Genomic DNA, 13,683 nt, shown 5'->3' with positions numbered 1-13,683 from the left:
CGAGAGTGGATTTCCTGCGCCCCAGCTCGCTGACCGAGGCGCTCGCCGTCAAGGCCGAGCGACCCGACGCGGTGCCCATCGCGGGTGGCACGGATGTCATGGTGGAGCTCAACTTCGACCACCGCCGTCCCGGCGCGCTGCTCGATCTCAACCGCGTCACCGAACTCGCCGAGTGGACCGAGACCGACGGCGAGATCCGGCTCGGCGCGTCCGTGCCCTACGTCCGGGTGATCGCTGAGCTGGGTGAAGTTCTGCCCGCGTTGGCGATGGCTTCGCGCACCGTCGGGTCGCCGCAGATCCGCAACCGCGGCACCGTCGGAGGGAACCTGGGCGCCGCCTCGCCCGCCGGCGACACGCATCCCGTGCTGCTCGTGCTCGGCGCCGAGATCGAGGCCGCGTCGGTACGCGGGACGCGGAGGATCCCGGCCGAGGAGTTCTATCTCGGCGTCAAACGCCACGCCCTCGAACCCGACGAGCTGATCACCGCGGTGTACCTGCCCGCCGAGGCCGGTCCGCAGCAGTTCGCCAAGGTCGGGACGCGCAACGCGATGGTCATCGCGGTCTGCTCGTTCGCGGTGGCCCTGCACCTGGGCACCCGCGAGGTCCGCGCCGCCGTCGGCTCGGCCGCGCCGACCCCGCGCCGGGCGACCGCCGCCGAAGAATTCCTCTCCGCCGAACTTCCCTGGTCCACCAAGGCTTCGATCACGGACTCGGTCAAACGCCGGTTCGGCGAGCTGGTGTCGGAGGCGTCGTCGCCGATCGACGACGTCCGCGGCAGCGCCGACTACCGCAAACACGCGTTGTCCGTCCTGGCGCGGCGGACGCTGACCTGGGCGTGGAACGACTTCCAGAAGGGTGAACGCGAGTGCGCGTGAACGTGACGATCAACGGCGAGTCCCGGCAGGCCGACGACGTCTGGGAGGGCGAGAGCCTGCTCTACGTGCTTCGCGAGCGGCTCGGCCTCCCGGGCTCCAAGAACGCCTGTGAACAGGGCGAATGCGGGTCCTGCACGGTGTATCTCGACGAGGTCCCGGTGTGTTCGTGCCTGGTCGCGGCCGGTCAGGTCGAGGGCCGTGAGGTCCGCACGGTCGAAGGGCTCGCCGACGGCGACAAGCTGGACAGGGTCCAGCAGTCCTTTGTGGACGCGGGCGCCGTCCAATGTGGCTTCTGCACCCCCGGCCTCGTGGTGGCCGCGCACGATCTGCTCAACCGGGTCGAGAATCCGGCCGACGAGGAGATCCGCGAGGCGCTGGCGGGGAACCTGTGCCGGTGTACCGGGTACGAGAAGATCCTCGACGCCGTCCGGTTGGCCGCGACCAGGGGAGAAACCGCGTGAAGACCGTCATCGAGAACGCCGCGATCGCCACCGTCGACGGCGAGGGCACCGAACACGCCTCGGGCCACGTCGTCATCGAGAACGACCGCATCACGGCGGTCGGCGAAGGCAGGGCTCCCCAGGGCGACTACGACGAACGCGTCGACGGCTCCGGATACCTCGTCACCCCCGGGCTGATCAACACCCATCACCACCTGTACCAGTGGGCCACGCGCGGCCTCGCCGCCGACCACACGCTCTTCGAATGGCTCGTCGCGCTGTACCCGATCTGGGGCAGGCTCGACGCCGGGATCACGCACGCGGCGGCCACCGCCGGGCTCACCCGGCTCGCGACCACCGGCTGCACCACGGTCGCAGACCATCACTACGTCTTCCCGCGTGACGGCGGCGACCAGGTCGAGGCACTCGCCGCCGCGCGGATCCGCGTCGGCGTGCGGCTGCACGTCGTCCGCGGCTCGATGGACCGCGGCGAATCCCAGGGCGGGCTGCCGCCGGACAACCTCGTCGAGGAGACCGAGGCCGCGCTGCTCGGGACCGAGGCCGCGATCGACCGGTTCCACGACGGCTCCGCGGGCGCGCACCTGCAGATCGCGGCCGGACCGTGCTCGCCGTTCTCGGTGAGCGAGCGGCTGATGACCGGCGCGGCGGAATTGGCGCGGCGCAAGGGGGTCCGTCTCCACACGCACCTCGCCGAGACGGTCGACGAGGAGAAGCAGTGCCTCGCCGAGGTCGGCTGCACCCCGGCCGAGTACGCCGACAAACTCGGCTGGCTGGCCGACGACGTGTGGCTCGCGCACTCGATCCACCTCGCCCCGGAAGCGATCCGGCGGATGGGCGCCACCGGCACCGGCGCGGCGCACTGCCCGACGTCGAACGGGCGGATCGGCGCCGGGATCGCGCCGGTCCGGCAGCTGCTCGACGCCGGGGTGGCGGTCGGGCTGGGCGTCGACGGCGCCGCGTCCAACGAATCCGGCGGCCTCGGCGAAGAGCTGCACCAGTCGCTGCTGCAAGCGCGCCAGCGTGGCGGACCGCGTGCGCTGACCACGCGCGAGGCACTGTGGATGGGCACGATGGGCGGCGCGCGCTGCTTGGGCCGGGAGAAGGACCTCGGTTCGATCGAGGCGGGCAAGCTCGCCGACCTCGCGGTCTGGGACCTGAACGGGCTGAACTACGCGGGCATCACCGACCCGGTCGCCGCGCTGGTGCTCGGTGCGACGCCGCCGATCGCGCGGCTGTTCGTCGGCGGCGCGACCGTGGTGACCGGCGGGACGCTGCGCGAGGAATCCGAAGACGAGATCGCCCGCGAGCTGGCCGTGGCCAGTGCCCGGCTGAGGGAGACGCTATGACCTCCACGCAGACGACCACCGAAGTCTCCAAGCAGACCGCCACCGCCACCGCCACCGAAAACGGCGTGGGCACGAGCCCGCGCCGCCCGGACGGCACGGTCAAGGTGCGCGGCGAGTTCGCCTACTCCTCGGACCTGTGGCACGAGGACATGCTGTGGGGCGCGACGCTGCGCAGCCCGCATCCGTACGCGCGGATCACCGGCATCGACATCACCGATGCCCTTGCCGTGCAAGGGGTCTACGCCGTGCTGACCCACGAAGACGTTCCGGGCGTGAACAAGTACGGCCTGGAGCACTCCGACCAGCCGGTGCTCGCCGTCGACGTCGTGCGCTACCAGGGCGAGCCCGTCGCGCTCGTCGCCGCGGACCACCCCGAGACGGCGCGCCGCGCGATGAAGCGGATCAAGGTCGCCTACGAGGTCCTCGAACCGGTGACGGATTCCGAGAAGGCCGCCGCCGGCGAGGGCGCCGAGCTGCACCCCGGCGGGAACGTCGTGCGATACGCGAAGATCCGGCACGGCGACCAGTCGGTCGAGGCCGACGTCGTGGTGTCCGGTGTCTACGAAGTCGGCATGCAGGACCAGGCCTTCCTGGGGCCCGAGTCGGGTATGGCGATCCCGGACACCGAAGGCGGTGTCGACCTTTACGTCGCCACGCAATGGCTTCACGTCGACCAGCAGCAGATCGTGGCCGCGCTGGGCCTGCCCAAGGACAAGGTGCGGCTGACGCTCGGCGGGGTCGGCGGCGCGTTCGGCGGCCGCGAGGACCTTTCGATCCAGGTCCACGCGTGCTTGCTGGCGCTGCACACCGGCAAGCCGGTCAAGATGGTCTACAACCGCGAGGAATCGTTCTACGGCCACGTGCACCGCCACCCCGCGAAGATGTACTACGAGCACGGCGCTGATAGCAACGGCCGGCTCGTCTATGTGAAGGCGAAGCTGTACCTCGACGGCGGCGCGTACGCCTCGTCCACCGGCGCGGTGGTCGCGAACGCGGCCACCCTCGGCGTCGGACCGTACAATGTGGACAGTGCTTCGGTCGACTGCTGGGGCGTGTACACGAACAATCCGCCCTGCGGCGCGATGCGTGGCTTCGGCGCGGTGCAGGCGGGGTTCGCCTACGAGTCCCAAATGGACAAGCTCGCCGAAGCCTGCGGCATCGACCCGGTCGACATCCGGATCCTGAACGCGATGGAGGAAGGCAGTCTCATGCCGACCGGGCAGGTGGTCGACTCGGCCGCCCCGGTGGCCGAACTGCTGGAACGCCTGCGCGCCAAGCCCTTGCCGGTCGCACACGAAGAACTGGACCTGCGCCGGATGCCCGGCGGCGTCTCCAACACCACCCACGGCGAGGGCGTCGTCCGGGGAGTCGGGTACGCGGTCGGCATCAAGAACATCTGCTTCTCCGAGGGCTTCGACGACTACTCGACGGCCCGCGTGCGGCTGCAACTCGTCGGAGGCGAACCCGCGGCGACCGTGCACACCGCCGCCTGCGAGGTCGGCCAGGGCCTCGTGACGATCATGCAGCAGATCGTGCGGACCGAACTCGGCATCGAGCAGGTGACGATCCTGCCGATGGACACCAACATCGGCAACGGCGGTTCGACGTCGGCGTCCCGGCAGAGTTACGTCACCGGCGGCGCGGTCCAGGCCGCGTGCGTCGCGGTGCGATCCGGGCTGCACAAGCATTTGGCGGGCAAGCTCGCCGCGGACGGGAAGCTGAACGTCATCGGAGGCAAGGTCGTCGGAGCCGACGGCAGTGTGCTCGCCGATCTCGCGGACGTGCTCGGCGACGAGGTCTTCGACGAGGTCGTCGAATGGCGTCACCGTCCGACGACGCCCATCGATCCCGAGACAGGGCAAGGGAATGCGCACGTCCAGTACGGCTTCGCGGCGCACCGAGCGGTCGTGGACGTCGACACCGAACTCGGGCTGATCAAGGTCGTCGCGCTCGACTGCGCGCAGGACGTCGGCAAGGCGCTCAACCCGCAGGCGGTGCTCGGCCAGATCCAGGGCGGCTCCGCGCAGGGCCTCGGGCTCGCGGTGATGGAGGAGATCCAGACCGTCGACGGGAAGATCCGCAACCCGTCGTTCACCGACTACCTGATCCCGACCGTGCTGGACATGCCGCCGATGGACATCGACGTCCTGGAGCGGCCCGACCCGAACGCGCCGTACGGTCTGCGCGGGGTCGGCGAACCGCCGACGATCTCGTCCACCCCGGCGATCGTCGCGGCCATCCGCGCGGCCACCGGGCTGGCGCTGCCCCGCGTCCCGGTGCGCCCCGAACACCTCACCGGCACCTGAGAAACCCGTACTTTTTCGAGCTAGGAGCACATCCGTGGGTACCCGTCTGTCCATTTCGGAGTCCGACGAGCAGAAATGGCTCGCCGAAGCCGTCCAGCTGGCCACCACGAACGTCGAACGCGGCGGCGGCCCGTTCGGCGCGATGATCGTCCGGGACGGTTCGGTGCTGGCCACCGGGACCAACCAGGTGACGCCGACGCTGGACCCGACGGCGCACGCCGAGGTGGTCGCGATCCGCGCGGCCTGCCAGGCGATCGGCGACTACAAACTCGACGGCTGCGTCCTCGTGACCTCCTGCGAGCCTTGCCCGCTCTGCCTTTCCGCCGCGCTCTGGGCGCGTGTCGGCAAGGTCGTCTACGCCGCGGACCGCCACGACGCGGCCGAGGCGGGCTTCGACGACCGCGAGTTCTACGACCTCTTTTCCCGCCCGCGCGAGACCTGGTCACTACCCGTCGGCCAACTGTCCCTTCCGGACTCTTTCGCGCCTTTCCAGGCCTGGCTGTCGAAACCCGACAAGAAGGCTTACTGAGTTTCTTCCCGCCCCACAACGTTGTGGAGTAGGCATGACCCAATTAGGTACAGAGCGTCCCCACCTGCCCTCGCCCGAACCGGGGCGGCTGTCCGGGCTCGACCGCTGGTTCAAGATCTCCCACCGCGGCAGCACGGTCGGCCGCGAGGTGCGCGGCGGGATCACCACGTTCGTCGCGATGTGTTACATCGTGTTGCTCAATCCGCTCATCCTCGGCGCGTCGGCGGACATCACCGGCGCGAGGCTGAGCACCGAGGCGATCACCACCGCGACCGCGCTGGCGGCGGGCGTCACCACGATCCTGATGGGTTTCGTGGGCAACGCGCCGCTGGCGCTCGCGGCCGGACTCGGCGTCAACGGCGTCGTCGCCTTCCAGATGGCGCCGACCATGACGTGGGCGCAGGCCTTCGGCCTCGTCGTCCTCGAAGGCGTCTGCATCGTGTTCATGGCGGTTTCCGGTGTCCGGGAACGGATCATCAACGCGATCCCGATGCCGCTCAAGGTCGCGATCACCGTCGGCATCGGTCTCTACATCGCGCTGGTCGGCCTGGTCAGCGCCGGGTTCGTCACGCGGACACCCGACTCCGCGCAGTCGACCGTGCCGGTGCGGATGGGGATCGCGGGCCATCTCGAAGGCTGGCCGATCGCGATCTTCTGCCTCGGTCTGCTGCTGATGATCGTGCTCGTGAGCCGCGGCGTTCCCGGCGCGGTGCTGATCAGCATCGCGGTCGCGACCGGGCTCGCGGTACTGGTCAACAGCGTGTTCGAGGTCGACGGCTGGGGGCTGGTCGAACCCAAGGTGCCCGAGCAGGTCGTGGCGCATCCCGATTTCAGCCTGCTGGGGGACATCGACCTCTTCGGAGGCTTCGCGTCGGCGGGGGCGGTGACCGCGGCGGTCTTCCTGTTCACGCTGGTGCTTTCCGGGTTCTTCGACGCGATGGGCACGATCACCTCGGTCTCCGAGGAGGCCGGGCTGGTCAAGGACGGCAAGGTCGAAGGGATGGGCCGGATCCTGTTGGTCGACGGCGCGGGCGCGCTGGCGGGCGGGGTCACCGGATCGGCGCCGAACACGGTCTTCCTGGAGTCGGCGGCGGGAGTCGGTGAAGGCGCGCGGACCGGGCTGGCGAGCATCGTCACCGGCGGGTTGTTCACCGCGACGCTGTTCCTGACCCCGCTCGCGGCGGTCGTCCCGGCGCAGGCCGCGGCGCCCGCGCTGGTGGTCATCGGCGGGATGATGATGGCCCAGTGCGCGCGGATCCCCTGGCGGGACCTGGACTTCGCGATCCCGGTGTTCCTCACCATCGCGCTGATCCCGTTCACCTACTCGATCACCAACGGCATCGGCGCCGGGCTGGTCGCCTACGTGCTGATCAAGATCTGCAAGGGCAAGATCCGCGAGATCGGCTGGATCCTCGGGATCCTGGCCGCGGTGTTCGGGGTGTACTTCGGGATCGAAGGGATCATGTCGTGGTTCTGATGTTCCTCAACGGCGGCGGGATGCGCGGCGGTCCGCTGCACGAACAGTTGCAGGGCGCGCCGTTGTGCTGCGTGGCCCGATCCGCGCCGAAGTATCACTACTTCTCGGTGGGGGACCGGTTTCCGGCGATGTACGAAGGCGGTTCCGGCTCCGTGGTCGGGGAGGTCTACGACCTGCCGCTCGCGGTCCTGCGGGACCACCTCGTCCCCGCCGAGCCGCCGGAACTGGAACTGGGCGTCATCGAACTGGAGGACGGCGCGGCCTGCCTCGCGACCGTGCTGCGTTCGTCCTTTGTAGACTCCGACGAGCTGACGGACATCTCCGGCGTGGGGGACTGGCGGGCCTACCTGGCGTCCCGCTAGCGGTCCGTGAAGGCCTCCTTTCCTACCCTGACGGTAGGGAAGGAGGCCTTCACGGAACAGGTCAGAGCACGAAGACGAGGTCGCTCGCCGCCGCGTGGAACATCTCGGGCGTGCCCGCGTAGAAGGCCCGCCAGACGCCGGGCTTGCGGTGTTCGGCCGAAGCCGCGTAGGCCCAGGTGGTGCCGTTCCAGGTGGCGTCCACCGTCGCCGCCGTGGTCCAGCGGTAGGTGCTGAACGAGAAGTACTGGAGCTCGACCGGGATCGGGTTCGCGGTGTACTGGCCGGGGAAGTCGATCGTGCCGGAGCCGGTCACGGCCTTGGCCGCACCGCGGCCCGCCGCGAACGACGTGATCTTCGCCGGGTGGAGCACGACGATCTTCGGGGTGTCGGCCTGCGAGTTCGCGACCGCCGCGTCGGTGGAGAAGAAGTCGGCGTGGTAGTTGCCGGTGCGGATCGGGGTGAGCGTCGCGCTGTAGGCGCCCGCGGCGTCGGTGACCGGCTTGGCCTGAGCCTCACCGCAGAAGCCGTTGAAGCAGAAGGAAATGCCCACCTCGGCGCCCGCGATCGGGGTGGCGTCGGCCTTCTTGAGCTTGCCGGAGATCGTGACGGTCTTCCCGGCGTCGATCTTCGTGCTGCTGGTGGTCGTGGTGAGGGTGGACGGCTGGACCTCGGCGGCGGTCGCGGGCACCGCGACGGCGGTCAGCAGGGCGGCGGCCGCGATGGTGCCGATCACGAGCTTCCTGATGATCATGTGCTCCCCAAACGGAATTCGGCGTTGACGACCGCTAGGTCGATCGGAAGCCGTTGCGCGTTGCGGAGAAACCCCGGAGTTCAGAAGCCCGCCGTCGGTGCTTCACGCATCGGGGAGCAGCGTGCGCGCCAACGCGACCGACGAAACCCCCGCGACCTCGAGCGCTTCGGTGTTACGCAGCGATCGGCTCAACACGAAAGCCCCTTCGAGACTGTTCACCAACGCGATCGTGAGCTGTCGCGCCGCCGCGGGTTCGAGGCCGTACTTGCCCAGCTTCTCGGTGCCCGTCTCGATCCACGCGGTGAAGACGTCGGCCGTCGCGATCCGCAGCTTCTCGTTGGTGCTCGCGACCTCCAGCGCGACCGTCGCGATGGGGCACGCGTCGGCGTAGTCGGTGACCTGGAGTGTCTCGGCCGCGCTCGCGAAGCACGCTTCGATCCCGTGGATCAGGTCCGGCTCTTCGGCGAAGAAGATCTCGAACAGCGCGAGGTACATCATCCCGGAGGTGCGGATGACCTCCTCGCCGAGTTGCTCCTTGCCGCCGGGGAAGAAGTGGTAGAGCGAGCCGAACGGTGCTTTCGCGGCCTCGACGATCTGCTTGACCCCGGTGCCGGTGTACCCGTTGCGCCTCAGCAGCTCGGCGCCGGCGTTCACGATGCGTTCCCGTGTTCCTGTCACGCTCCCATGATAGAGCGTTCTATCAAGTGGCGTTCTCACCCCTGAAACGTGAAAGATGCTCACTTCTATTGTGGACGGAGGTGGGAACTTGTCAGGATCGGCCGGTAGTCCAACGACGGATCACGAGGTCGCCATGCGCCGTACCGCCCGACTTGTCCTCGCCACGCTGCTGGCTGTCGTCTCCCTAGCGAGTTTGGGGACGCCGGCGAGTGCTGCGGAGAGCCCCGCCTTCCGCAAGTACGTCGCCCTCGGCGACTCGTACACCGCGGGCCCGCTGATCCCGTGGCAGCAGGCGAGCTGGTGCTTCCGGTCGAACAACAACTATCCGGCCTGGCTGGCCACCAAGCTAGGGCTCTACTACAAGCCGGGCGCGTTCACCGACGTCAGCTGCTCGTCGGCGGACACCACGAACATGACCAGCCCGCAGACGGTGCCCTCGCCGAGCCTGGCGCTGGGCAGCGTGCCGCCGCAGTTCGACGCGCTGACCCTGGACACGGACCTGGTGACCATCGGCATCGGCGGCAACGACTACAGCGTCTTCGGCAGCCTGATCGGCACCTGCCCCGAGCTGCGCGACGACGACCCGACCGGCTCGCCGTGCAAGGACCACTTCACGATCAACGGCAAGGACACCCTGCTCGCGGCGCTCGCGAACACCCAGCGCAACCTCGAACGCGTCGTCAAGGGGGTCCGTGAGCGGTCACCGGCCGCCACCATCGTGCTGGTCGGCTACCCGAGGATCGTGCCGCCGAAGGGCTACTGCCCCAGCGTGGTCCCGTTCGCCGACGGCGACTACGCCTGGGCCGACGAGGTCGAACGCGCGCTCAACAAGGCCGTCTCCACCGCCGCCCGCAAGCAGGGCGCCCGCTACGTCGACACCTACGGCCCGAGCCGCGGCCACGACGCCTGCTCCGGTGACGCGGCGTGGGTCAGCGGCAAGGACACCAACCTCTTCCGCGCGGTCGCGTACCACCCGTACGCGGCGGGAATGAAGGCCGAAGCCGACCTGGTCTTCAAGGCGCTGGGCGGCACCACCGCCGCGTCCACGAAGGCGCCGGACGCGCGGAACGCGACCACTTCGGACGAACTCCAGCGGAAGGCCGCCGCGGCGGGACTTGTGCCGCGGACCTAGCCACCCCTCAATCCTTGGTTCACCTTCCGGCGCTACCTGCGGTCGATGTTCGCGCGGCAGGCCCGGCCCTAGCGTCGAGATCCGTTGGGAAACCGAGGAAAGAAGGGGGCAGCAGATGAAGCGGCTACTGACCGCCGGGGTGATCCCGGTGGTCGTGGGCGGGCTGCTCGCCGGGGCCTTGCCGGCTTCGGCGAGCACGCTGAACACGACGAACATCCCGGACCGCTACACCGGCCAGACACTCGATTGGCATCCTTGCGCGGCGGAGGAGCTGATCACGTTGCCGCCGGGCACCGACATCGGCGGACTCGAATGCGCGACCTACCGCACGCCCCGCGACTGGGACCGCGCGGCGGAGCGACAGGATCTGACCATCGCGGTCAGCAGGCTGAAGTCGACCGGACCGTCGACGGCGTCGGTGCTCACCAACCCGGGCGGGCCGGGCGGCGCCGGGCGCTGGTTCCCGGTCACGTTCCGCGGGCAGGAGAAGCTGCGGCAACACCAGGACGTCATCGGCATCGACGTCCGGGGGACCGGCAAGAGCACCAACGTCACCTGTCGTGGCACCGCGGACCTCGTCCGCCAGCTGGACCCGCGCGACCGCGATCCGCGCAACCTGAACCAGATCCTGGCCAACGCGGAACACGTGGCCAAGTCCTGCCAGGCCGCCAGTGGCGAACTCGGGCCGCTGATCACCACCTACCAGACGATCAAGGACTTCGACCTGCTCCGGGTGCTGCTCGGCCGGGAGAAGATCAACTGGGTCGGCTACTCGGGCGGCACCTGGCTGGGCGCGCACTACGCGCAGCAGTTCCCCCAGCGGACCGGGCGGTTCGTGCTGGACTCCTCGACGGAGTTCACCACGACGTGGCAGAACTCGTTCAACCGGCAGGCGGTCGGGTTCGAACGACGCTGGCGGCAGGACTTCCTGCCGTGGATGGCGCGCTACGACGCCAAGTACCACTTCGGCACCAGCGGCGAAGAGGTCCGGCAGGCCTACGAGCGGCTCCGGTACACCTTGTCGCGTCATCCGCTCAACGGCAACGGGCCGATGGAGCTCGAAGGTGCGATGGTCTACATGCTCTACAAGAAGGAGTCCTTCCCGGCGCTGGCCGACCTGCTGGTCAAGGTGCGGGCGGGGCTGGAGAACGGGGAGCAGGCGAAGGCCGACGCTCTCGCTGCCGTCAAGGACGCGGGGGACTACCCCGACGCGCAGGACGCCACGTTCTGGAACACCCTCTGCGGGGAGGGCCGGTTCACCGGCACCCGCGAGTCGCTGATCCGCGACTCGCAGCGGAACCTCGACCGCGGACTGCTCATGGCGGGCGGCGGCGTGCTGAACGCCTCGGTCTGCCTGTTCTGGGACAAGCAACCGCGTCCGCTGCCGAAGCTGGACGGCAAGGGTGTCCCGCCGGTGCTGATCGTCCAGTCCGAGCACGACCCGGCGACGCCGATCGAGGGAGCCCGGAAGGCACACGCCGGGTTCGCGAACTCGCGGATGCTGACGGTGACCGGCGAAGGTGACCACGGGCTCTACGCGACCGGCAACGCCGCAGTGGACAAGGTCGTGGACGCGTACCTGGCCGACGGGGTCGTCCCCGCCGACCAGAGCGTGCCCGGGATGCCGCTGCCGGTTCCCTAGCGAGGATCTTGAGGTGCAGGGCAAAGGTGTCGCGCGGGGCGTGGCCTGGTGGCTTCCTTCGACGCGGGGCCAGGTTGGTGACTGTGTGGATTTCGGGACGTTAGATGTCCCGAAATCCACACAGTCCCACCTCGCCTGCCCGATCGCCGCCGCCTGAGGGCGGTGTTGCGAAGGGCGCTTTCGCAACATCGTCGCCCGGCGGATCGGCGCTGGGTCGTGAGTGGCGATTCGGGTTAGTGCCGAAGGGGTCTTAGGTACATGAAGGCCCCCTTCCTGTACCTAGGCGCAAGGAAGGGGGCCTTCATGTACTGCGGGACGAGTTTTAGGACTTTCGCGACACGGCCGCTGGGCATCACGAACTTGCGAACACTGGCACGCAAAATAGAACCCGAATCGCCACTCACGACCGCCTGGACCGCGACCTCACTGCGCCCTAGAAGGCGGCGAGGGTGTGCCAGGCCAGGCCGGCGTCCTCCGCGTCATCGCGCAGGACCACACCCTCGATCAGGCCGTACGGCCGGTCGGCGGCGTAGAAGACCTCGTTGTCGTTCTTCAACCCGAACGGCGACAGGTCCACCAGGAAGTGGTGCTTGTTCGGCAGTGACAGCCGGACTTCGGCGACCTCTTCGCGTTCCTCGAGCACGGCCTCTCCCATCGCGTACAGCGTTTGCTGCAGGGAGAGGCTGTGCTTGTCCGCGAAGGTCTCCAGCAGGATCCGCCGGACCTCGGTGTGGCTCGCCGCCCAGTCGATGCCGTCACCTTGGTAACGCCAGCGAGCGGTCACGGCGGTCGCGAGGATCCGGTCGTTCGTCTCGGCCAGTGTCGTGTATTCGTCACGCGGGAAGCCGTGGAACTCCGAACCGGTCGACTTGAGCACGACGAGATCGTCCAAACCGGACACCACCCAGGCCTGACCGTCCTGAATGGTCACCGCGGTCGTGCGCTTTTCACTGCCCGCCTGGGAGAACGCGTGGTCATGTCCGGAGATGCGGTTCCAGCCATGCTCGTCGATCAGGACCCGGGCGCCGGAGATGTGCTCGAACGAGTCGACGAAATGCCGTCCGAGGCGGAGCGCGAAGTCCTCGATCTCACCGACCGGGGCCTCCTTGGCGAAGGCGTAGACGGTGTTCTTCTGCGTGTCGGTCGCGACGACGTCGGCGTTGTCACCGGTGAGGTGCGTGGCCGCGAGGTCGCCGCGCAGCGACGTCGAAACGGTGAGGTCCTTGAGGTGATGGACGGTGCCTTCGCGCCGCACGGTGACGAGCCGGACTTCGGCCTTGCCGTACTGGTTGGGGCCCAGGGTGATGGCCACGGGCGATCAGCTCCCTCGATAGGTGGAGTAGGCGAACGGGCTGAGCAGCAACGGCACGTGGTGGTGCTCGGTCCCGTCGGCGATGCGGAAGGTCAAGGTGACTTCGGGGAAGAAGGAGTCCGGGCCGAGGTGGGCGCCGGTGTCGAAGACCAGCCGGTACACCCCGGGGTCCAGGGTTTCCGGGCCCAGGTCGCGGATCCGGCCGTCGGTGTCGGTCCGGCCGTCGGCGATCGGTTCGCCCGCGCCGGTTTCGAGCCGGACCCCGACCCCGGCCGCCGGGCGTCCCGCGGCGGTGTCGAGGATGTGCGTGGTCACCAGGCTCATGACGTCACCGCCTTTTCCAGCCGCAGCGCGGCGATCTTGGCCAGCTCTTGACCGGCCACTTCGAGTTCCTTCTCCGGATCGTTCGAGAGCCTCGAACGGAGGTTTTCCAGCAGTTCGGGGCCGCTCCGGCCGCTCGCGCAGACCAGGAACACGTGCCCGAACGTCGCTTCGTACTCGGCGTTGGCCGCCGCGAACTCACGCGCCGCGGAACCGTCCACACCGGACTGTTCCGAGCGCGACCAACCGGCTTCGGTGCTCTCGCCGCCCGATTTCTCCCCGATCCGGGGATGGGCGGCCATCGCCTGCCGGATCTCGTCGGGGCGCAGCGGGGTCAGCGACTCGGACGCGGCGAGCAGGGCGGCCAGGTCGGTGTAAGGGCGCCTGGCCAGCAGGGTTTCCACCCAGCGCGGGACGTCGAGGCAGGCTGTCAGCACCGGCCGGACGTCCTGGGCGGGTGCCTGGTCGAACTCTCGAATGGTGAGCGGCAC

At 69.0% G+C, this 13,683-nt stretch carries 14 protein-coding genes; 9 read left to right on the top strand and 5 right to left on the bottom strand.

Features of this window, described 5'->3' with window-relative positions:
• Nucleotides 1-5 precede the first annotated feature (5 nt).
• Genes BKN51_RS23665 through BKN51_RS23635 form a run of 7 tightly spaced genes read left to right on the top strand, consistent with a single transcriptional unit; the run spans nt 6 to nt 7,356 of the window.
• Nucleotides 6-875, top strand: a complete 870-nt coding sequence (locus BKN51_RS23665; RefSeq protein WP_101609681.1) for an FAD binding domain-containing protein — start codon at nt 6-8, stop codon at nt 873-875.
• A complete protein-coding gene (locus tag BKN51_RS23660; protein WP_020630622.1) occupies nt 866-1,336 on the top strand; it encodes a (2Fe-2S)-binding protein in 471 nt (156 codons plus the stop codon). Before BKN51_RS23665 ends, BKN51_RS23660 begins: the two co-directional genes overlap by 10 nt.
• Nucleotides 1,333-2,682, top strand: coding sequence for an 8-oxoguanine deaminase (locus BKN51_RS23655; RefSeq protein WP_101609680.1), 1,350 nt, complete (start codon nt 1,333-1,335; stop codon nt 2,680-2,682). The genes BKN51_RS23660 and BKN51_RS23655 overlap by 4 nt, the downstream gene beginning before the upstream one ends.
• Nucleotides 2,679-4,988: a xanthine dehydrogenase subunit D gene (pucD, locus tag BKN51_RS23650; protein ID WP_101609679.1), complete on the top strand. Its 2,310-nt coding sequence runs from the start codon at nt 2,679-2,681 to the stop codon at nt 4,986-4,988. The genes BKN51_RS23655 and pucD overlap by 4 nt, the downstream gene beginning before the upstream one ends.
• 34 nt (nt 4,989-5,022) lie before the next feature.
• Complete coding sequence (locus BKN51_RS23645; RefSeq protein ID WP_020630619.1) at nt 5,023-5,517, top strand: nucleoside deaminase; 495 nt, start codon at nt 5,023-5,025, stop codon at nt 5,515-5,517.
• Nucleotides 5,518-5,551: 34 nt separating this feature from the next.
• On the top strand, nt 5,552-6,994 hold the full coding sequence (locus BKN51_RS23640; protein WP_101609678.1) for an NCS2 family permease: 1,443 nt from the start codon (nt 5,552-5,554) through the stop codon (nt 6,992-6,994).
• Nucleotides 6,985-7,356 carry an allophanate hydrolase-related protein gene (locus tag BKN51_RS23635; protein WP_101609677.1) on the top strand — a complete coding sequence of 124 codons (372 nt, stop codon included), beginning with the start codon at nt 6,985-6,987 and terminating at the stop codon, nt 7,354-7,356. Before BKN51_RS23640 ends, BKN51_RS23635 begins: the two co-directional genes overlap by 10 nt.
• A gap of 61 nt (nt 7,357-7,417) precedes the next feature.
• Here the strand turns inward: BKN51_RS23635 and BKN51_RS23630 are convergent, their stop codons facing one another.
• On the bottom strand, nt 7,418-8,107 hold the full coding sequence (locus tag BKN51_RS23630) for a hypothetical protein (RefSeq protein ID WP_101609676.1): 690 nt from the start codon (nt 8,105-8,107) through the stop codon (nt 7,418-7,420).
• A gap of 102 nt (nt 8,108-8,209) precedes the next feature.
• Complete coding sequence (locus BKN51_RS23625; protein WP_442857685.1) at nt 8,210-8,785, bottom strand: TetR/AcrR family transcriptional regulator; 576 nt, start codon at nt 8,783-8,785, stop codon at nt 8,210-8,212.
• A gap of 133 nt (nt 8,786-8,918) precedes the next feature.
• Between BKN51_RS23625 and BKN51_RS23620 the strand changes: the two genes are divergently transcribed.
• Nucleotides 8,919-9,917 (top strand): SGNH/GDSL hydrolase family protein, encoded by a 999-nt coding sequence (locus BKN51_RS23620; RefSeq protein ID WP_101609674.1) that lies wholly within the window; start codon nt 8,919-8,921, stop codon nt 9,915-9,917.
• A 115-nt stretch (nt 9,918-10,032) separates the two neighbouring features.
• Nucleotides 10,033-11,559 (top strand): alpha/beta hydrolase, encoded by a 1,527-nt coding sequence (locus BKN51_RS23615; RefSeq protein WP_101609673.1) that lies wholly within the window; start codon nt 10,033-10,035, stop codon nt 11,557-11,559.
• Nucleotides 11,560-11,992: 433 nt separating this feature from the next.
• On the opposite strand, the gene pucL is transcribed toward BKN51_RS23615, so the two are convergent.
• From pucL to uraD, 3 genes are read right to left on the bottom strand one after another with little or no spacing between them, the layout of a single operon-like run.
• Nucleotides 11,993-12,871 carry a factor-independent urate hydroxylase gene (pucL, locus tag BKN51_RS23610; protein WP_101609672.1) on the bottom strand — a complete coding sequence of 293 codons (879 nt, stop codon included), beginning with the start codon at nt 12,869-12,871 and terminating at the stop codon, nt 11,993-11,995.
• 6 nt (nt 12,872-12,877) lie between these two features.
• Nucleotides 12,878-13,195 (bottom strand): hydroxyisourate hydrolase, encoded by a 318-nt coding sequence (uraH, locus tag BKN51_RS23605; protein WP_101609671.1) that lies wholly within the window; start codon nt 13,193-13,195, stop codon nt 12,878-12,880.
• The gene (uraD, locus tag BKN51_RS23600) at nt 13,192-13,683 is read right to left on the bottom strand and encodes a 2-oxo-4-hydroxy-4-carboxy-5-ureidoimidazoline decarboxylase (protein WP_101609670.1); all 492 of its coding nucleotides are present in this window, start codon (nt 13,681-13,683) and stop codon (nt 13,192-13,194) included. Before uraD ends, uraH begins: the two co-directional genes overlap by 4 nt.

The organism is Amycolatopsis sp. BJA-103 (assembly GCF_002849735.1).
Lineage (GTDB): Bacteria > Actinomycetota > Actinomycetes > Mycobacteriales > Pseudonocardiaceae > Amycolatopsis.
The sequence above is the reverse complement of the archived record's forward strand: the minus strand, read 5'-3'. Positions and strand labels throughout refer to the sequence as shown.